This window comes from Stenotrophomonas sp. 1L-E-5-B-C3, from assembly GCF_057292075.1.
The window spans coordinates 178,740-197,604 of record NZ_JBXAWS010000003.1 but is presented as its reverse complement, the minus strand read 5'-3'; the positions used below and the strand labels follow the sequence as shown (position 1 = coordinate 197,604).

Sequence of the window (18,865 nt, the reverse complement as noted above, 5' to 3'; positions counted from 1 at the left end):
TTCAACAGGTGTGCCAGACGGCGCGCACGCAAGCCGCTAGCATCGGTCCATGGATTCCCTTACCCAGATCGTGCTCGGTGGCGCCGTCGCCGCTGTCATCGCTCCGCCCGGCCATCGCCGCGCGGCCCTGCTGGCTGGTGCCGCGCTCGGCACCCTGCCGGATCTCGATGCCCTGTGGCTGGGCTTCACTGCTGCCGATCCGGTGGCGAACATGATCGAACACCGCAGCTTCAGCCACTCGCTGCTGGTGCTGCCCTGGGTGGCGGCACTGATCTGGTGGTTGTTCAAGCGCTTCGGCAATGGCCGCGTCGCCCAGTCACCTGTGCGCTGGTTCTGGGCGATCCAGCTGGCGCTGGTCACCCATCCCATGCTGGATGCGTTCACCGTCTACGGCACTCAGCTGTGGTGGCCGTTGCGGCCACACCCGACCATGGGTTCCAGCGTCTTCATCATCGATCCCGGCTACACGGTGTGGCTGCTGCTGGGCTGCGTGCTGGCCTGGTTTGGCCGCGCCCGTCCCTGGGCGGGCAAGGTGCTGGGCGTGGCACTGCTGCTCAGCAGCGGCTACCTGGGCTGGGGCCTGATCGCCAAGGCGCAGGTCGACCGTGCCGCGCAGCAGAGCCTGGCTGCGATGGGGCTGGGCGATGCGCCGCGGTTCTCGGTGCCGATGCCGTTCAACACGCTGCTGTGGCGGGTGGTGGCGATGACCCCGAATGGCTACGTGGTGGGCGACCGTTCGCTGGTGGCCGACCATGGACCGATGCAGTTCGAAGGCCATCCCTCCAACGTGCAGGCATTGCGCGAAGCGGAGGGCATTCCGGCCGTTCAGCAGCTGCAGTGGTTCAACCGCGGTTTCATGCGTGCGCAGGTGGTCGACGGCCGGCTGGTGCTGAGTGATCTACGCATGGGCCTGGAGCCGGACTACACCTTCAACTTCGCCGTGGCCGAGCAGGTGGATGGGCAGTGGCGGGCGATCACGCCCGAGCAGCCGCGGGTGGACTACAGCAGCCCGGCCGCGCGTGCCGATGCCGGGCGCCGGCTGGCGGCGATGTGGCAGCGCATCTGGCATGCGCCCGCAGTACCTTCAGCCGGTGCCGCCGAGTAGAGCCACGCCACGCGTGGAAGGTGGGGTATTGGCGGCGGCAGCCACGCATGGCGTGGCTTTACTGCGGTGCGCGGTTGAGTTTGATCGATCGGTTCAATACCTGGCGCGGGACATTGGCGATATCGAAGCCGACGAATGCGAGCAGGAACTGCAGGCCCGAGATCAACGCGACCATGGTGATCATGATCGTGCCTACCGGTGTGGCGACATCGGCCTGCGCCGAGCGAATCCAGTGATACAGGCCGAACAGCCCACCGAAGGTGAGCAGGCTGCTGCCGGCGACCAGCTCCAGCGACGCGATGCTGAGATCGCGCAGGAAATAGTTGTAGGCAATGCGCTTGAGCGTGTTGCGCATGTGCTTGAAGGTGAATTCGCCGAGGATGCGGCCAATGCGGAGATTGCTGGTCTCGTCGCCGTAGTGGGCATCCATGGCCACGTCCTGGACAACCGCGCGTACGGTGTTCAGGCGGAACAGCATGTCCGTCTCGAAGAAGTAGCGGTCGCTGACAGCATCGAGCTTGAGGTGGCTGGCGACCCTGGCATGGATGGCGGTGTAGCCATTGGTCGGATCGAATACCTGCCAGTATCCGGACGATGCCTTGGTCATGAAGGACAGCAGCAGGTTGCCCAGGCGTCGCACGGGCGGCATGCGACGGATGTGGGTCAGATTCCAGAAACGATTGCCCTTGGTGTAGTCCGCGTGGCCTTCCGCGATGGGGGTGACGAAATCCATGAGTAGTGCCGGATCCATCTGTCCGTCGCCATCGACCTTGACCAGGATGTCCATGCCATCGGCAATGGCCGCGCGGTAGCCGGTCTTGATGGCGCCGCCGACGCCGCGATTGTGCTCATGGAACAGCACGGTGACGCGCGGGTCGCTGGCTTCGGCCTGGATGAGCCGGCCGCTGCCATCAGGGCAGGCATCATCCACGCAGTAGATTGCCGTCACCGTTGGGTCGATTGCGGCCAGCACCGCAAGCACGTGGCGGGTCACCCTGTAGCAGGGGATCACCACGGCGATCCGCGGGGTTGGCGTAGCAGGTTGCGCTGTACCCATCGTCGGACTCACGGTTGCGCCCCTGCGCGGCAATCCCGGGTTCCGGGCGTGGCGCAGGCCGGGGCCGCAAGCAGGATGTTGGCCGGCACTTCCACCAGATCACCCTGCAGCACGCGCGGCATATCGCTGTCGGCGGCCACGGTGATGTGGTGGTAGCGGTTGAAGGTGAAATTGAACGCTTCGTCCTGCATCGCCGGGAAGTAACGGCCGAAGTAATCCAGCTGTGGCAGGTACAGCACGTGGTTCACGGCTGCGATCCCGGCGCCGGGCAGAAGCGCCCCGAAGCCCCCCGGGGCGACCAGTACGCCTTCGGTGTTGTTTCGCGCGCCTCGCGCCTGTAGCGATTGCAGGACGGCAGTGCGGTCCATCGCGAAGATCGGACCGGCGGGTTGCACCGGATTGAACAGGCCGTTGCCCAGCAGGTTGGCCAGTGCGGCAGTGGCCAGCACCAGGCTGGCTGCATGCACCGAAAGCCTCGGGCGCTTTGCCGCAATGGCGAGCGCGGCCAGGCACAGGTACGGCAGTGCATCGGCGGTGCTGTGCAGGCGGCTGAGCTGACCCTCGCCGAACAGGAACTTGGCCAGGCTGCCTGCCACCAGCAGCGCGGCCAGCAGCAGCAGGCGCCAGCGCTCGAGGCGAACCCCGCATCGCACCAGGATCATGGCGCAGCCGATGTTGAGCAACAGGCCGAAGGCGAGCAGTGCGCGGGCGGGCGGCACCATCGACAGGCCCGTCAGCTTGCCGACCACGGCGGGAATGGGCAGGAAGATCCAGCAGGCGATCAACAGCAGGCCTGCTGCCAGGATCAACAGCGTGCTGCGATGGCTTCCCGCCCATGCGCGGAGCCGCGCACCATCGGCCAGTACCACGGTGAACAATGGCAGCAGGCTGCCCAGGACCGCGATTTCGCAATCGTTGGATGCCTTGAACAGTGGCAACGGTGCGAACCGGTAGGTCATCAGGTTCGGAAAGAGATGCGCCAGCAGGGTCGTCAGTCCGACACCACCACCGGCACTTTGCCGCTGGCCCGGATACACCGTGTTGCGCACGATCGGGATGATGTCGTGGAAGTAGCCGACGAATACGGCCAACGCGATCGAACCGGCAACTGCGGCGTCGAACAGCCGCCGCAGCGTGATGGCGTCGCGGCGGAAGGCCAGCACCAGAACCGCCATGGCCAGCAGCGAGGAAATGATGAACGGCGGGTAGGACACCGCAACCAGCCATGCCGCCAGTGCATAGGCACTGGCCGCGATACGCAAGCCACGATGGCCGATGCGCAGCCACGCCACCGCAGCCCAGGGCGCCAGCGCAAAGGCACCGGCGTTGCTGGTCCACCAGACCTGTACGAAAGGAGCGAAGAACAGCGTGACTGACACCAGCATCGCGGCCAGTGCCGGCAACCGCAATTGGCGCAGGAACAAGGCCCATCCGCACAGGAAGGCCATGGCCATGAACATGAAAAAGAACGAATAGGCGTTCGCGGCAGGCAGCAGGAAGAATGCCCAATGGTAGGGCTTGAACAGCAGGCCCCAGTCCAGAAGTGGCAGCGCCTGGAAGGTGCGCAGCGACTCGTGGTACGCCGAGTGCGCGTTGACCTGGCCGAAATCGTTGCCGACGGCGATCTGGATGTAAGGCGTGAACACCATCCATTCGTCGGTGCGGATGTAGCGCGCAGTGCCGAGCAGCGGTTGCTGCGGCGCCAGGCCCAGATACTCGTAGGCCAGCGCATAGGAAGATGGTGTCAGTGCGAACGCGACATAGAGGATGCACAACAGCGCGACGATCCCGGCGAACAGGCGTGCCTGGCTGGACCGAAGCCCACCCAGCAGGCTTGCGTCATGGGCAGGCAAAGGCGTTGGGGCGCTGTCACTCATCTCGTTCTCGAAGGTCGGGTCCATCCATGCGCGATGTGCCCGCGCACCGATGCCCGAGGGCAGCAGAGGGGGATCCTGGCTCGCGCCTTTCTCGGCCGGGATTGGCGGATTCTAACGGGTTGCCGCCGCAGCTGCTGGTGGGACGAGGCCCGCTTCAGTACACCGCTGGCGCGGCCTTGCACGAGTGCGGCTTCGCATCAGAAGGTCCCCGCCATGCGTGGATGGCGGGGACATCGGCGGCTGCAGCCACGCAAGGCGTGGCACTACTGCATCAATCGGCCGTGCAGCGTCGGTTCAATACACCGTCGCGCGGCCCTGCACGAACGAGTAGAAGAACACCGCGTTCGGGTCGTTCTGCACCAGGCGGAACTCGCGGCGCATGCCCTCCACTGTCTCCTCGTCCACGCTGCCGGCCTGCAGCAGCGGGTCGGCCGCCGACAACAACAGCTGCTCCCAGAACGCGATCATGGTCTTGCGGCGTGCCGGCTCGCGATTGTCCAGGTGGATGGTCTTGATCTCGGTATGCACATCGCGGAAGCCGCCGGCCAGCAGCAGGTTGCCCAGCTTGGCGCCGACGAACGGGTCGCCGCCGTGGTCGTACTGGAAGTCGTTGAAGGCCATCCAGTAGCGCCAGATGTGCGGCGAGTAAGGGTCGAGCAGGAACGAGGCATTCATCACCTCGGTGATGTACACCGGCGAACCCGGGGCCAGCACCCGTCGCACTTCGCTCAGCACGCGCGCCGGTGACGGCACGTGTTCCAGCACCCAGCACAGGAACGCCGAATCAAAGCTGCGGGCCTCGAACGGCAGTTCGCCGGCATCGGCCTGCTGCAGGGTGTAACGGTCGCTGCACCACGGCGTGCGCGCCAGGTTCTCGCGTGCGGCTGCCAGCTGCGTTTCGCTCAGGTCCACGCCGGTCACGTGCAGCTCGGGGAAGCGGCGCAGCAGGATCTCGGTCTGTGCACCGACACCGCTGCCGACTTCCAGCAGGCGGCGGGCGCCGCTGTAGTCGATCTGGCCGAAGATGCTCGATTCCAGCAGCCGGGCCTGGGTCATCAGGCGCTGCTGCTCGGTGCCGGAGAATCCGTGCAGGTAGGTCGGGGAAGAGATCGGCGGGGTCATGATGGGCTCTTGTAGCGTCGAGCTTGCTCGACTGCTCTGGAAATTCAGTCGAGCAAGCTCGACTCTACGGTTTGAGGAATCAAGCAAGCTCGACCCTACGGTGTAGCGGTTCGCTCAGGCAGCAGAAGACAACGCGGGTTCCCCGGCGATCAGGCTGTCGAAGTAATCGGTGGTCAGTGCGATCTGGCTGGCCGGATCCTCGGCACGGTTGACCACCGCACGGAACGCCGCGTTTTCCGGCCGGTCCTTGGCGTACCAACCCAGGTGCTTGCGCGCGATGCGCACGCCCTGCGGTTCGCCGTAGAACGCGTGTAGCGCGTGCAGATGGCCGAGCAGGATGTCGCGTACTTCGGCCAGCGACGGCGGCGGCAGTTCCTCGCCGGTGGCCAGGTAATGCGCCACCTCGCGGAAGATCCACGGCCGGCCCTGCGCCGAGCGGCCGATCATCACTGCATCCACGCCGGTCTGCTTCAACACGAAGGCAGCCTTCTGCGGCGAATCGATATCGCCATTGGCGATGACCGGGATGCGCAGCGCGGCCTTGATCTCGCCAATGGTGGCGTACTCGGCCTGGCCGGTGTAGTGCTGGTCGCGGGTGCGCCCGTGCACGGCCAGCGCAGCAATGCCGCTGTCCTCGGCAATGCGCGCGATCAGCGGGCCGTTGCGATGGTCGCAGTCCCAGCCGGTGCGGATCTTCAGGGTGACCGGTACGTCCACCGCGTTGACCACGGCTTCAAGGATGCGCGCCACCAGCTGCTCGTCGCGCATCAGCGCCGACCCCGCCCACGCATTGCACACCTTCTTGGCCGGGCAGCCCATGTTGATGTCGATGATCTGCGCGCCGTGGTCGACGTTGTAGCGTGCCGCCTCGGCCAGCTGCTGCGGCTCGGTGCCGGCGATCTGCACGCTGATCGGGGCCGGTTCGCCGTCGTGGTCCATGCGGTGGATCGACTTGCGCGTGTTCCAGAAGCGCGGGTCGCTGATGGTCATTTCCGAGGCGGCCAGGCCCGCACCCAGCCGTTTGCACAGCAGGCGGAAGGGCTTGTCGGTGACGCCGGCCATGGGCGCCAGCACGACGTTGGGAGCAATGGAGTACGGGCCGATCTGCATGCGCCCATTGTAGGGCGCAGGGGCCGGCCCCGCGCCGCCAGGGGCGGCCCGGTTCAGGCCAATCCGGACCGACCTCATGCCGCACCGGCATCAGCAGATGCTTGATCGTCGCTTCCGCCGCCCCCACGGCCCGGTCATGGTGGGCGGCTGGGTGGGGCTGCGTCGCTAGAGTGACTGCCAGGTCTGAGCGGTGCCGAGTACGAAGGCCAGGCCCAGACCGAGGCAGACCAGCGAGCTGGCGACCCAGAAGCGCACGCCGTTGTAACCGGGGCGCAGTAGAGCCAGGCCGAAGCCGAGGCTGGCACGCAGCAGCAACACCATGGCAATCACCGGCAGGACCACGCGGCTGGCGGGCAATGCTTCATGCCAACCTGCGGCCGCCAGCGCATACAGGGCCCAGACCACCAGCACCAGGGTGATGCCCGCCGTGATCACAGCCGGTGACCAATGCCCGGCCTGGGCCAGCCGGACCATCCGGCGGCCGGCGCCGAAGCGCTGGTACCACGGGGCGCCAAAGACGATGCAGCCGACATGCAGCAACGCAGCGATGGCGCTGCCGGCGGCGGCAACAAGCAACCAGGGAATCGCGTCCATATGCTGTCCGTGCGGGAGGCTGGGGCGAGGGTGGGTGAGTGCAGGGCAATGGGCAATGCGACAGACGGTCGCAGTCGGCGTTCTCCGGGCACAAAAAACCCCGGGCATTCGCATGCCCAGGGTTTTCATCCACGCATGGCGTGGATCTACACGTCGGCCGGGGTGAAGCGCGGCATCGCCGCAGCAGCGCCTTCCTTCTCGGTCGAGCGACCGGCGAACTGGTTGGCGAAGCGCACGTGGCGGGCGAACGGGGCATCGGCCACCTGCGCCAGCGACGCGGCCAGCGCGCCATTGAAGGCGTCACCGGCACCGGTGGTGTCGATCGCCTGCACCTGTTCGGCACCCACGCGGTAGTACGGCTGGGTATCGCCGCGCAGGTTCTCGTCGGCATGCGACACGAACACGCCCACCGAACCCAGGGTCACCACCACCGTACCGTTGCCGACCAGCTTGCGGCACAGCGCATGCAGGCTGGCGCCATCCAGCGCGGCGACGTCGTTGGCATCCACGCGCTCACCGACATGGCGGCCGAGCAGGGCGGCGAACTCGGTCTCGTTCGGGGTGATCACATCGGCCAGCTTGAGCAGGCCGATGGTCGAGGGAGCGTCGGCCGGTGCGGTGTTGAGCACCGTGGTGACGCCGGCTTCGCGGGCCGTGGCCAGCGCTGCTTCGATGGTCTGTACCGGCGATTCCAGCTGCACCAGCACCACCTTGGCGCCGGCCAGCAGCGCGTGCTGCTGTTGCAGGAAGTCGGTGCTCAGTGCGGCGTTGGCACCCGGGCCGATCACGATGGTGTTGCGGCCACGGGCATCCACGTAGATACCAGCGGTGCCAGTCGGTTCGCTGCTGGCTTCGGCGATCAGCCCGAAGCCATCCTGTGCGGCCAGCTCGCGGGCGGTGGCGCCACCGGCGTCATCGCCCAACGCGCACACGAAGTGCGTGTCGGCACCGGCGCGGCAGGCCGCCACGGCCTGGTTGAAGCCCTTGCCACCGGGGCCGGTGCTGTAGCGGCCGGCAATGGTCGCACCCGGTGCCGGCAGCGACTCGCACCGCCACACGTGATCGACATTGAAGGAACCGACGACAACGACACTGCTGCTCATAGGGAATCTTTTCTCAACCAAGGGTTCAACTGAAGTGCGTCAGCACGCCGGCGATGGTCGCCGTCATGAAGGTGGCAATGGTACCGCCCAGCACCGCGCGCAGGCCGAACTTGGCCAGATCGTGGCGACGTTCCGGGGCCAGGCCGCCGATGCCGCCGATCTGGATCGCGATCGAGCTGAAGTTGGCAAAGCCGCACAGCGCGTAGGTGGCGATCAGGCGACCTTCGTCGGACAGGCTCACGCCCGCCACCTGGCCGTTCACGATCTGCGACAGCTCTGTATAGGCGACGAATTCGTTGATCACGACCTTCTGGCCGATCAGCGAACCAACGGTGGTGGCGTCGGCCCACGGCGTGCCGATCACCCAGGCGATCGGGGCCAGCACGTAGCCGAAGATGGTCGACAGGTTGGTCGGCTTGCCGATCTGCGCGGCCAGTCCGGTCACTTCACCGATCCAGGTCAGCGGGGCGTTCAGCAGCGCGATCAGTGCGATGAAGGCCAGCAGCATCGCGCCGATGTTCAGCGCCAGCTTCAGGCCGTCACCGGCGCCAGCGGCTGCGGCATCGATGATGTTGCTGGAGGTCTTCTCCACTTCCATCTTCACCGTGCCGCGGGTGAGCGGGGTACCGGTTTCCGGAATCAGCAGCTTGGCCACGACCAGCGTGGCCGGCGCGGCCATGATGCTCGCCGCCAGCAGGTGCTTGGCGTAGAACGCCTGCTGTACCGGGTCGCCGCCGCCGAGCATGCCCACGTAGGCCGCCAGCACGCCGCCTGCGATGTGGGCCATGCCGCCGATCATCATGGTCAGCAGCTCGGACTGGGTCATCTTGGCGATGTACGGGCGCACCGTCAGCGGCGCCTCGGTCTGGCCGATGAAGACGCTGGCGCAGACGCTGGTGGTTTCCGCACCGGACACGCGCATCACCTTGGTGATCGACCAGGCCATCACGCGCACGATGCCCTGCATGACGTTGAGGTGGTACATCACCCCCATCAGCGCCGAGAAGAAGATGATGGTCGGCAGCACCTGGAAGGCGAAGATGAAGCCGTAGTTCTTGACGTCCATCAACGAGCCGAAGATGAACTTCGAACCTTCGTTGACGAAACTCAGCACCTTCACGAAGCCGTGGCCCAGCGCATCGAACACGTCGCGGCCGCCCGGCACCAGGATCACCAGCGCCGCGAACGCGATCTGCAGGGTGATACCGGTGGCAACCAGCTTCCAGTCAACCGCGCGCTTGTTGTTGGAAAACAACCAGGTGATGCCGATCAGCACCGCCAACCCGAACAGGCCGAAGCCGATCCTGCCCAAACCTTCGACCATGTGAGTGACTCCCCTGGGGCGTCGCGAAAAACGGGAAGCCTAGTGCAGGGCAGGGGCCGGGGCAAGGAAAAGCAGCGTGCGCGCGGCCATCGGTACCGATCAGGCCAGCAACGGCAAGGGGTTGCAGCCGGCAGGGGCAGGTAGAATGGCGGTTCGATCCCGGCCCGGATGCGGGCCCGCAGCAGGAGATTCGCATGCAATACCGTCGCCTGGGCTCCACCGGCCTGCCGATTTCCGCCCTGTCCTTCGGTGCCTGGGTGACCTTCGGCGACCAGATCCCGCGCGACGAGGCCCGCAACCTGGTGGCCGCCGCCTGGGATCATGGCGTCAACTTCTTCGATAATGCGGAGGGCTACGCCAACGGCCGCGCCGAACAGGTGATGGGCGATGTGATCACCGACCTGCGCCTGCCGCGCGATGGCTTCTGCGTGTCCAGCAAGGTGTTTTTCGGCAGCGCCAAAGACCCTCGGCCGACCCAGCGTGGGTTGTCACGCAAGCACGTGACCGACGCCTGCCACGCCGCGCTCAAGCGCCTGCGGGTGGATTACCTCGACCTTTATTACTGCCACCGCCCGGATCCGGACGCACCGATCGCCGAGACCGTGCACGCCATGGACACCCTGGTGCGGCAAGGCAAGATCCTCTACTGGGGTACCTCGGAGTGGTCGGCGGCGCAGATCCAGCAGGCGCTGGACATCGCCGAAGCGCACAACCTGCAGGGCCCGTCGATGGAGCAGCCGCAGTACAACCTGCTGCACCGCGAGCGGGTCGAGGTCGAGTACGCGCCGCTGTATGCCGGCGCCGGCCTGGGCACCACCATCTTCTCGCCGTTGGCGTCAGGCCTGTTGAGCGGCAAGTACGACCAGGGCATCCCGGCCGATGCACGGTTGGGCCGCGAGGGCATGGAATGGCTGCAGGACCTGGTGCTGGGTGCAGACGCCGAGGCACGGCTGGCCCAGGTGCGCCGTTTCAGCGAGGTCGCGCGCTCGCTCGGTCACGCCCCGGCGACGCTGGCGATTGCCTGGTGCCTGCGCAACCCGAACGTCTCCAGCGTGATCCTCGGCGCCAGCCGGGTCAGCCAGCTGCTGCAGAACCTGCAGGCACTGGACGTGCTGGAGCAGGTCGATGCCACCGGCTGGGCCCAGGTCGAAGCCGTCTTTGCCTGACAGCCCTCTGTAGAGTCGAGCCACGCTCGACTCCGCGCGCAGTGCGGGTTTCACCTGGCCGGGATCGAAGGGCAGTCGAGCAAGGCTCGACTCTACAAAAGCCGCCCGCCCCATCTTTCAATTGATGAAATCTATCGAATTTCAGAATTCGATCATTAATCTCATCAATGAAATTGAGAATGGTTGTTGATTGTCAACTGAGAATCATTATCATTTAACTCGTCCCTCGCACGAGTCCAGATGCTCATGAATGCTCAACCTGTACTGCTGCGCCCCGAAACGCTGACCCTCCGCGATCGTCCGGTCCGCGTCGTTCCGCCGGAAGAGGTCATCGACAGCGAAGCCCTGCTCAAGGGCCGTCGTGAAATCCTGATCCAGCACGGCGACCGCTTCTATCGCCTGCGTCACACCAGCAACGACAAGCTGATCCTGACCAAGTAATCGCGGCCTGGTCGCCCGCCTCCCTCGCTCCTGCCGGCAGCGCCGACAGGGTGGGCGACCCGTCCGCTCCCGCTCTCTCCCCCTCGGTCTACCGCGTGCACCTTCCGGGTGTGCCGGTAACCGGGGGTTCCCTTGCCTGACCGAATGAACCCGATGACCCGCCATACCGCCCTGTGTCTCGCCGTCTGGATGGCCTTGCCGCTGTCCGCCCACGCTGCTGCTGCCGCCGCGCCCGATGCGCGCGAATTCGACCGGGTGCAGGTCACCGCCACCCGCACCGAACGGGCCGTGAGCGACGTCGCGGCCACCGTCGACGTCATTGACCGCGAGCAGATGGACCGGCACCTGGTACAGGACATCAAGGATCTGGTGCGCTACGAGCCGGGCCTGTCGGTCACCCGCAGCGCCACCCGCTTCGGCCTGGATGGTTTCCGCATCCGTGGCCTGGATGGCAACCGCGTGCGCATCCAGACCGACGGTATCGTCATGCCGACCCGGTTCGATATCGGTTCGTTCGCCAGTTCCAACCGCAACTTCACCGATCTCGATACGCTCAAGCGCGTGGAGATCGTGCGCGGCCCGGCCAGTTCGCTGTACGGCTCCGACGCATTGGGCGGCGTGGTCGCGTTCGTCACCAAGGACCCGGCCGACTACCTCAAGGACGGCAAGAACAGCTACTTCGGCCTGAAGTTCGGCTACGACGGCGAGTGGAAGGGCCTGCTTGGCGGTGCCACCGCTGCTTTCGGTGGCGAGCACTGGAGCGGTCTGGTCAACGTCAACCACCACCAGGGCCAGGAAACGGACAACAAGGGCACGGTACGCAGCGACAACGACACCCGTACGGCGTCAAATCCGCAGGACCGCGACGGCCGCAGCCTGCTCAGCAAGCTGGTCTACGCACCGAGCGAAGACCAGCGCTTCCGCCTGACCGTGGAAGGCAACGAAGACACCACCGATACCAATGTGTTGTCGGCGATTGCCAGCGTTGCACCGCGCCCCGGCGCGATGGCTGCGGCCACTGGCATGAAGTCCCACGACACGCAGAAGCGTACCCGCGTGTCCTTCGCCCACGAGATGGATGCGCTGGACCAGCCGTTCGCCGACAGCCTGCATTGGCAGGTGTACGCGCAGAACAGCGAAACCCGGCAGCAGACCGACGAGACCCGCACCGACGGCACCAGCCGCCACCGCGTATTTTCCTTCGACCAGCATGCCTATGGCCTGCAGGCGCAGTTCAATAAGGCGTTCACCACCGGCAGCGTCGAGCACGCATTGACCTATGGTTTCGAAGGCACCCGTACCGAGATCCGCCAGAAGCGCGACGGCTATCAGGTCAACCGTGCCGGTGTGGTCAGCAACACCGTTACCCCCGACACCTTCCCGGTGCGTGACTTCCCGATCAGCATGACCACCGAGTTGGGCCTGTACGCGCAGGATGAAATGCGCCTGGCCGACGGCAAGCTGTCGCTGGTGCCGGGCGTACGCGTGGACCGTTACGAGCTGAAGCCGGAAGTGGACAGCATCTTCGCCGAAGACAATCCGACTACCGCCGTAGCGCAGCTGAAGAAGACCAGCGTGTCGCCGAAGCTGGGCATGGTCTGGCGCTTCACCGACGAATGGTCGCTGTTCGCCGGCTATGCGCGCGGCTTCCGGTCGCCGCCGTACAACGACGTCAACATCGGCCTGACCAACGTCGCCTTCGGATACACCGCCATCGCCAACCCGGACCTGAAGCCGGAAACCAGTGACGGCTACGAGCTGGGCCTGCGCTTCATCGCACCGGCCGCGTACGTCAGCGTCAGCGGCTATTACAACGACTACAAGGACTTCATCGAGTCCAACGTCAACACCGGCCGCAACGCACAGGGCCTGATGGTGTTCCAGTCGCAGAACATCGCCGACGCGCGCATCTATGGTGCGGAAATGAAGGCCGGCATCGAATTCGGTGAACTCAGCCCGGCGCTGAAGGGCTGGGCGCTGCGCAGCGCACTGGCGTGGTCGCGTGGCGACAACAAGACCGACGACGAACCGCTGGCCTCGGTCGATCCGCTGCGTGGCACGCTGGGCCTGATGTACGACACCGACACCTGGGGTGTCGAGCTGGCCGGCACCTTCGTGCAGCGCAAGAAGCATCTGCCGCCGCCGGCCGCGCAGACCAACCCGAATGCACCGGCGCCGTTCGTCTACCAGCCGGCTGGCTACGGCGTGCTGGACCTGATGGCGCACTGGAACTTCGCACCGGGTGCCACCTTCAATGTCGGCGTGTTCAACCTGGCCGACAAGCGCTACATCGAATGGTCGTCGATCACCCCGAGCCTGATCACCAATCGCGCATTGAGCGATCGCTTCAGCAGCCCGGGCCGCACCTTCTCCGCCAGCCTTGCCGTTTCCTGGTGACCTCATGAGCCGAGCACTGTCCGCCCGCAGGAATGACTCCATCGCCGTGCCGGACAGCACGGCCTGGCCAACCCCGGCACAGCTGGCCACGCTCGGCACTGTGCTGTGCCTGTACCACGCCGATGGTAATGAGCTGGGTGGCTGGCGCCAGGCGGTGCGTGTACATGCCTGCCAGGGCGTGGACAGCGAGGGCCTGCGCGAAAGCCTGTGCTTCCTCGATGGCCGGGGCCGCTGCGTGTGGCGCCTGTACCTGCTGCCGGACAGTGACTTCCTAGCCTGGGACCGGCTGGTCGCCGCGCTGCCGCCGGGCCCGGAACACGACAGCGATGCCAGCGTCGGCGAACGCCTGTGGCGGCGCCTGGCCGGCCATCTGGGGGGGCAGCGCTGGCGCCTGTGCGCGCTGCGCCTGCATGCCGCCGACGATGGCCGCACCCTGGCCGCCAGCCTGTCGACCCTGTCCTCGCTGGGCGCAGCCACCGCGCGCCGCATTGCACGGCTGGAAGGTGCCGAAGGCGAGCTGGCAATCGACGATTGCTGCTGTGCCGATGCCGCGCGGCGTCCGGCGCCACGGATTCCCGGCGACCTGCCGCTGATCCGCCTGTGACCCACTCCTGATGGAACGCCTGTCGGCCACGGACGGCCTCTCAACGCATCTGCAACCCCGAAGGAAGACCCCGATGAAGCTCCAGACAGCCAGCGTCATGCTGCTGCTCGCCGCCAGCGGCGTGGCCAGCGCGCAGCCCTCCGACATCGCCCGCGACCACGACAGCATCCTTGCCATGCAGGGTGAGTACACCGTGGACTTCGCCTTTGACGAGACCGTGCTGCTGAAGCCGGGCTACGAGCGCGCACCGGCGATGCGCAGTGGCGGCAACGAAGTGGTCATCGTGGTCGAAGACACCCCGAAGCGCATCGTGCTGCAGCACCTGCTGCTGGACGAGAAGAGCGGCCACATCACCAAACACTGGCGCCAGGACTGGGTCTACGAAGCGCCGAACCGTTTCGAGTTCAGTGCCGACCAGACCTGGAAGGTGCGCAGCATTCCGGCGGCGGTGAACCAGGGCGCCTGGACCCAGTGCGTGTACGAAGTGAGCGACGCACCGCGCTACTGCGGCACCGGCACGTGGACCTACACCAACAACGTGCCGAGCTGGACCAGCGACCTGAGCTGGCGTCCGCTGCCGCGCCGTGAGTACACCAAGCGCAGCGATTACAACGCGCTGGCCGTGATCAACCGCCACACGCTGACCCCGAACGGCTGGACCCACGAGCAGTTCAACACCAAGGTGCAGCGCAACGCCGACGGCAGCCAGGTGGAGATCGCCCGCGAGTTCGGCTTCAATGATTACGTGAAGACCACCGAGGTCGATTTCACCCCGGCGCGCAACTACTGGAAGGCCACTGCCGGTTACTGGGCCAAGGTGCGCCAGCGCTGGGACGGTTTCCTCGGCCAGGCGCCGGGCGTGCACCTGAAGACCAAGATCGACGGCATGGCGATGATCATCCCGATGTTCACCCAGGCCGAAGAGATCCAGGCCGGCAAGAAGGTGAAGGACAAGCAGATCGACGACCTGTTCGCCAAGTACGTGGAAAAGACCCAGTAAGTCGAGCCATGCTCGACTCCACGGCAGCATCCACGCGTGGTGTGGATGTGCTGTGCCGGATATCCGCTCCTGGTAGGTGCCGAGCTTGCTCGGCACGCTCTCCATCGGTGATCGCACGCTGCATCCACGCCATGAGTGGATGCGATGCACTCAAGACGCCTTCTCGCCCAAGGTGGTCAGGTCCAGCCCGGCGTCCTGGAAGGCACGCAGGGTGGCCTGCAGGCTGGCCTCGTCATCGCGGGTGCGGACGCCCATGACAGCTTGGTGGCAACGCACTCGATCCGTGCTGCAGGCGCTCCGGTCCGGCAGCAGCAGCGCGGTCTGTGCGACGAGGATCGCCATGTGCGCCACTTCCTTTCTCGGCTTCGGTTGGCCCCGGTAGAACCGGTCGAACTCAGTACGCAGGTCGGCCACCACGTCGGCATCGCTGCGCGTGCGTGACACGCTGGCCGGAACCAGATAGGTCGGGTGGCCCTCGTGGAAGGCTTGTGCTTCATCGGCCAGCACCGTTTCCAGCACGAAAGCCTGCACCGCGTCAGGAACATAGCCCTCCGCCGCGCGGGCGCCTGCGGGTAGCACCGCGGTGAGCAGCGGGGAACTGGCGAGAAGGATGCGCAGACAGACGCCGTATTTCATCTTCATTCCTTGAACATCGGGAGCGCGGTGAACGAGGTTCCGCTTCCGGACGATCTGATCGGGTGGGGCGCGCAGCATAGCGCCCCACCCGAGCGTGTCACGATCGCGTCAGGCTTCGCGCAGGGCCAGTGCCGGTGGCGTATGCAGGATCGCGCGCGTGCCCCACCAGCCTGCCAGCAGGCTCAAGCCGATGCCGACCACGCCGCCGATCAGCAGGCCCGGCCACGGCGGCAGCAACGGCAGCTCGAACACCTTCTGCGAGACCGCCACACCGATCGCAGCGGCCGCGCCCACCGCCAGCAACGCGGCCAGCGTGCCCAGCGCACCGAATTCCACCAGTACCGCGCCACGCAGCTGGCGCCGGGTCGCGCCCAGCGTGCGCAGCACTGCGCTGTCGTAGCGCCGCTCGCCCGCCGTGGCCTGCAGTGCGGCCAGCAGCACCAGCACGCCGGCGAGCAGGCTGAACACCATCACCAGCTGCACCGCCTGCGCCACCCGTTCCATCACATCGCGCACCTGCGAGATCACCGCGTCCACGTCCAGCAGCGACAGGTTCGGCTGCGCGCGTACCAGCTCGCCCAGTCCGGCGGCCTTGCCGGCCGGTAGATGGAATGCCGACAGCAGGTTGTGTGGCGTATCGCCCACCGCGTTCGGGTTCAGCAGCACGAAGAAGTTCGGACGGAAGGTGTTCCAGTCCGCCTTGCGCACGCTGGTGACAGTGAACTCGCGCTCCTGCTCGCCCACCGCAATGGTGATGCGGTCGCCCGGATACACGCCGTAGCGCTTGGCCCAGCCGATTTCGACCGAGGCTTCGGCGGCGGTGCTGTCTGCCTTCCAGAACGTACCGTTGACCAGCGTGTTGGCTGGCGGGAAGCTGCTGCGCCAGCTGAAGTTCAACGGCCGGTTTTCGTCATCGTCATCGCGCTGGCCTTCGCCGGACGCCGGCTGCCCGCTCTGTTCCGGCGAGCGGTCCACGCGCAGCGGCGGCTTGCCGTTGATCGCGATCAGGCGGCCGGTGGCCATCGGTTCGATGCTGGCGTCGTTGGCGCCCAGTCCACGCAGCGCGGCCAGCACGTTGTCGCGCTGCTCGGGCTGGATGTTGATCAGGAAGTAGTTCGGCGTATCCGCGGGCAGTCGCTCGCGCCACTGCTGCAGCAGGCCGGGACCGGTCACCGCCAGCAGCAACAGCGCGCACAGCGACAGCGACAGCCCCACCAGCTGCATCACCGCCAGCATCCGGCGCCGGGTCAGCGCCGCCAGGCCCAGTCGCCAGTTGCCATGCAGACGGTGCTGCAGGCCGCGCAGCAGCTGCAGCAGCACGAAGCCGACCACGCCGGCCGCCACCGCCAGCGCGGCCAGGCCGCCCAGCACCCACAACGCCAGCTTGAGATCACCGGTGACCTGCACCGCCAGCAGCAGACTGGCCGCCAACGCCGCCACGTAGGCCAGCAGCGAAGCCGGCGGCAGGGCGGCGAAGGAACGGTTGAGCACCCGCATCGGCGGCACCCCGCGCAGGCGCAGCAGCGGCGGCAGGCCGAAGCCGAACAGCAGCAACAGCCCGATGCCGGCGCCGGTCAGCGCAGGCATTGCCTCGGGCAGCGGCAGGCGCTGCGGCACCAGGCTGCCCAGCACCTGCACCAGGCCCTCCTGCGCAGCCATGCCCAGGCCGATGCCGAGTGCGCAGGCCGGCACCGCCAGCATCAGCAGCTGCAGTGCCAGGCCGGACAGGATGTCGCGCTGGCGCGCGCCCAGGCAGCGCAGGATCGCCACCTGGTCGATGCGGCGCAGGGCGAAGCGGTTCGCCGCCAGCGCCGTGGCAACACCGGCCAGCAATACCGCCAGCAGCGCGCTGAGGCCGAGGAAGCGCCCGGCCAGGTCGAAGGCCTGGCGTACGCCACGCTGGGTATCGTCCACGCTCAGCAGGCGCAGGCCCTTGACCTGCGGCAGCAGCCACTGGCGCAGCGCGGCAACCTGGTCGGCCGGCCCGGCGAACATCAGCCGGTAGTTGATGCGGCTGCCCGGACCGAGCAGGCCGGTGCCTTCCACATCGGCGCGGTTGACCAGCAGGGTGGGGGAAAGCGTAAGCAGGTCGCCGCCGGTATCCGGCTCGGCCTCGATGATGCCGGCGATGCGCAGCGTGCCAGCGCCGAATTCAAGGTCGTCGCCTGCTTTCAGTCCCAGCCCCTGCAGCAGGCGCGGGTCGGCATAGGCCTGGCCCTTGGCCGGCATGCCGGCGTCGGCGATCAGGGCGCCACCGGGCGTGGCCCGCACCCGCAGCGTGCCGCGCAGGGGATAGCCGGCTGCCACGGCCTTGATGCTGGCCATTTGGCTGGCCTCGCCATGGAACAGCACGCTGCCGAAGCTGGCTATGCGGGTATGCGCCAGACCGCGTCGCCGCGCTTCTTCGGCGAACGCCTGCGGTGGGTCGTCGCGCCCAGCGATGCCGAGGTCACCGCCGAGCATCTCGGCTGCGCTGCCGGTCAGCGCCAGGTTGACCCGGTTCACCAGCGTGCCCACCGCAGTCATCACCGCCACGCCCAGCACCAACGCGGCGAACACGGTCAGCAGGTCGCCGGCCAGCGCCTCGCGGCGCAGCGCGCGCCATGCATGGCGCAGCAGGTTCATGCGTCGGCCCCGTGCTCGACCGGCAGCAGGCGGCCGTTGTCGATGCGCTGGATGTATTGGCAGCGCTGCGCAAGGCGCAGGTCGTGGGTGACCAGCACAAGCGTCGTGCCGCTGCCGGCGTTGAGTTCGAACAGCAGGTCGCTGATGTGCTGGCCGGTGGCGTGGTCCAGCGAGCCGGTCGGTTCGTCGGCGAACAGGATGCGCGGGCGGGTGACGAAGGCACGTGCCAGCGCTACGCGTTGCTGCTCGCCACCGGACAGCTGGCGTGGGTAGTGGCGGGCACGATGGCCCAGGCCGACCTGCGCCAGTACCTCGTCGACGCGTGCGCGGTCCTCGCGCCCGGCCAGCTCCAGCGGCAACGCGACGTTCTCGGCGGCGGTCAGCGCCGGCAGCAGGTGGAAGCTCTGGAACACGAAGCCGACCTCGCGTGCGCGCAGCTGGGCGCGGGCTTCCTCGTCCAGCGCCGCCAGATCCTGGCCGGCCAGCGCGATGCTGCCGCGGCTGGGCAGGTCAAGCCCGGCCAGCAGGCCGAGCAGGGTGGTCTTGCCGGAACCGGACGCGCCGACGATGGCCACGCTGGTGCCTTCATGGACGGTCAGGGTGATGTTGTCCAGTATGTGGACTTCACCCTCCGGGCCCTGCACGGATTTGCCGACCTGTTCGACGGCGATGGCGACGGGCGCGCTGCGGGGGGACAGGCTGTC

General features: G+C 66.9%; 16 protein-coding genes. 6 read left to right on the top strand and 10 right to left on the bottom strand.

From position 1 onward, the window contains the following. Positions 1-49 precede the first annotated feature (49 nt). Positions 50-1,105 carry a metal-dependent hydrolase gene (locus tag AC0Z6F_RS05955; RefSeq protein ID WP_012510073.1) on the top strand — a complete coding sequence of 352 codons (1,056 nt, stop codon included), beginning with the start codon at positions 50-52 and terminating at the stop codon, positions 1,103-1,105. Between the two features lie 58 nt (positions 1,106-1,163). Here AC0Z6F_RS05955 and AC0Z6F_RS05950 read toward each other — a convergent pair whose 3' ends face one another. From AC0Z6F_RS05950 to AC0Z6F_RS05920, 7 genes are all read right to left on the bottom strand, one after another. Next, positions 1,164-2,162 carry a glycosyltransferase family 2 protein gene (locus AC0Z6F_RS05950; protein ID WP_012510074.1) on the bottom strand — a complete coding sequence of 333 codons (999 nt, stop codon included), beginning with the start codon at positions 2,160-2,162 and terminating at the stop codon, positions 1,164-1,166. A gap of 8 nt (positions 2,163-2,170) precedes the next feature. Then, complete coding sequence (locus AC0Z6F_RS05945) at positions 2,171-4,039, bottom strand: DUF7657 domain-containing protein (protein WP_448122576.1); 1,869 nt, start codon at positions 4,037-4,039, stop codon at positions 2,171-2,173. A gap of 294 nt (positions 4,040-4,333) precedes the next feature. Further along, positions 4,334-5,161 carry a class I SAM-dependent methyltransferase gene (locus AC0Z6F_RS05940; RefSeq protein ID WP_032968707.1) on the bottom strand — a complete coding sequence of 276 codons (828 nt, stop codon included), beginning with the start codon at positions 5,159-5,161 and terminating at the stop codon, positions 4,334-4,336. Between the two features lie 114 nt (positions 5,162-5,275). Further along, positions 5,276-6,271: a tRNA dihydrouridine synthase DusB gene (gene dusB / locus AC0Z6F_RS05935; protein ID WP_004144283.1), complete on the bottom strand. Its 996-nt coding sequence runs from the start codon at positions 6,269-6,271 to the stop codon at positions 5,276-5,278. 165 nt (positions 6,272-6,436) lie between these two features. Further along, the gene (locus AC0Z6F_RS05930; RefSeq protein ID WP_032968711.1) at positions 6,437-6,865 is read right to left on the bottom strand and encodes a hypothetical protein; all 429 of its coding nucleotides are present in this window, start codon (positions 6,863-6,865) and stop codon (positions 6,437-6,439) included. 146 nt (positions 6,866-7,011) lie between these two features. Further along, entirely contained in the window at positions 7,012-7,968 is a 957-nt protein-coding gene (locus AC0Z6F_RS05925) for a ribokinase (RefSeq protein WP_448122577.1), read from the bottom strand. A gap of 25 nt (positions 7,969-7,993) precedes the next feature. Beyond that, positions 7,994-9,292 carry a NupC/NupG family nucleoside CNT transporter gene (locus AC0Z6F_RS05920; protein ID WP_004144334.1) on the bottom strand — a complete coding sequence of 433 codons (1,299 nt, stop codon included), beginning with the start codon at positions 9,290-9,292 and terminating at the stop codon, positions 7,994-7,996. Positions 9,293-9,486: 194 nt separating this feature from the next. Between AC0Z6F_RS05920 and AC0Z6F_RS05915 the strand changes: the two genes are divergently transcribed. The 5 genes from AC0Z6F_RS05915 (at position 9,487) to AC0Z6F_RS05895 (ending at position 14,900) form a co-directional block, all read left to right on the top strand. Beyond that, positions 9,487-10,458 carry an aldo/keto reductase gene (locus tag AC0Z6F_RS05915; RefSeq protein ID WP_012510081.1) on the top strand — a complete coding sequence of 324 codons (972 nt, stop codon included), beginning with the start codon at positions 9,487-9,489 and terminating at the stop codon, positions 10,456-10,458. Between the two features lie 246 nt (positions 10,459-10,704). Further along, positions 10,705-10,899: a hemin uptake protein HemP gene (hemP, locus tag AC0Z6F_RS05910; protein WP_005412278.1), complete on the top strand. Its 195-nt coding sequence runs from the start codon at positions 10,705-10,707 to the stop codon at positions 10,897-10,899. 153 nt (positions 10,900-11,052) lie between these two features. Further along, entirely contained in the window at positions 11,053-13,296 is a 2,244-nt protein-coding gene (locus AC0Z6F_RS05905) for a TonB-dependent hemoglobin/transferrin/lactoferrin family receptor (protein WP_485617263.1), read from the top strand. A gap of 4 nt (positions 13,297-13,300) precedes the next feature. After that, the gene (locus tag AC0Z6F_RS05900; protein ID WP_065722798.1) at positions 13,301-13,900 is read left to right on the top strand and encodes a ChuX/HutX family heme-like substrate-binding protein; all 600 of its coding nucleotides are present in this window, start codon (positions 13,301-13,303) and stop codon (positions 13,898-13,900) included. Positions 13,901-13,973: 73 nt separating this feature from the next. Then, entirely contained in the window at positions 13,974-14,900 is a 927-nt protein-coding gene (locus tag AC0Z6F_RS05895) for a DUF6607 family protein (RefSeq protein ID WP_100467819.1), read from the top strand. 150 nt (positions 14,901-15,050) lie between these two features. On the opposite strand, the gene AC0Z6F_RS05890 is transcribed toward AC0Z6F_RS05895, so the two are convergent. The 3 genes from AC0Z6F_RS05890 to AC0Z6F_RS05880 are packed head-to-tail and all read right to left on the bottom strand — an operon-like array spanning position 15,051 to position 18,805. Next, positions 15,051-15,614, bottom strand: coding sequence for a hypothetical protein (locus AC0Z6F_RS05890; protein WP_100434061.1), 564 nt, complete (start codon positions 15,612-15,614; stop codon positions 15,051-15,053). A gap of 30 nt (positions 15,615-15,644) precedes the next feature. After that, positions 15,645-18,161, bottom strand: coding sequence for an ABC transporter permease (locus tag AC0Z6F_RS05885; RefSeq protein WP_485617264.1), 2,517 nt, complete (start codon positions 18,159-18,161; stop codon positions 15,645-15,647). Then, entirely contained in the window at positions 18,158-18,805 is a 648-nt protein-coding gene (locus AC0Z6F_RS05880; protein ID WP_485617266.1) for an ABC transporter ATP-binding protein, read from the bottom strand. Before AC0Z6F_RS05880 ends, AC0Z6F_RS05885 begins: the two co-directional genes overlap by 4 nt. Positions 18,806-18,865 lie beyond the last annotated feature (60 nt).

Excerpts from the sequence above, each read along its gene's own strand:
- AC0Z6F_RS05955 (WP_012510073.1), top strand. The coding sequence starts at position 50 with ATGGATTCCCTTACCCAGATCGTGCTCGGTGGCGCCGTCGCCGCTGTC.
- AC0Z6F_RS05950 (WP_012510074.1), bottom strand. The coding sequence starts at position 2,162 with ATGGGTACAGCGCAACCTGCTACGCCAACCCCGCGGATCGCCGTGGTG.
- AC0Z6F_RS05945 (WP_448122576.1), bottom strand. The coding sequence starts at position 4,039 with ATGAGTGACAGCGCCCCAACGCCTTTGCCTGCCCATGACGCAAGCCTG.
- AC0Z6F_RS05940 (WP_032968707.1), bottom strand. The coding sequence starts at position 5,161 with ATGACCCCGCCGATCTCTTCCCCGACCTACCTGCACGGATTCTCCGGC.
- dusB (WP_004144283.1), bottom strand. The coding sequence starts at position 6,271 with ATGCAGATCGGCCCGTACTCCATTGCTCCCAACGTCGTGCTGGCGCCC.
- AC0Z6F_RS05930 (WP_032968711.1), bottom strand. The coding sequence starts at position 6,865 with ATGGACGCGATTCCCTGGTTGCTTGTTGCCGCCGCCGGCAGCGCCATC.
- AC0Z6F_RS05925 (WP_448122577.1), bottom strand. The coding sequence starts at position 7,968 with ATGAGCAGCAGTGTCGTTGTCGTCGGTTCCTTCAATGTCGATCACGTG.
- AC0Z6F_RS05920 (WP_004144334.1), bottom strand. The coding sequence starts at position 9,292 with ATGGTCGAAGGTTTGGGCAGGATCGGCTTCGGCCTGTTCGGGTTGGCG.
- AC0Z6F_RS05915 (WP_012510081.1), top strand. The coding sequence starts at position 9,487 with ATGCAATACCGTCGCCTGGGCTCCACCGGCCTGCCGATTTCCGCCCTG.
- hemP (WP_005412278.1), top strand. The coding sequence starts at position 10,705 with ATGAATGCTCAACCTGTACTGCTGCGCCCCGAAACGCTGACCCTCCGC.
- AC0Z6F_RS05905 (WP_485617263.1), top strand. The coding sequence starts at position 11,053 with ATGACCCGCCATACCGCCCTGTGTCTCGCCGTCTGGATGGCCTTGCCG.
- AC0Z6F_RS05900 (WP_065722798.1), top strand. The coding sequence starts at position 13,301 with ATGAGCCGAGCACTGTCCGCCCGCAGGAATGACTCCATCGCCGTGCCG.
- AC0Z6F_RS05895 (WP_100467819.1), top strand. The coding sequence starts at position 13,974 with ATGAAGCTCCAGACAGCCAGCGTCATGCTGCTGCTCGCCGCCAGCGGC.
- AC0Z6F_RS05890 (WP_100434061.1), bottom strand. The coding sequence starts at position 15,614 with ATGCTGCGCGCCCCACCCGATCAGATCGTCCGGAAGCGGAACCTCGTT.
- AC0Z6F_RS05885 (WP_485617264.1), bottom strand. The coding sequence starts at position 18,161 with ATGAACCTGCTGCGCCATGCATGGCGCGCGCTGCGCCGCGAGGCGCTG.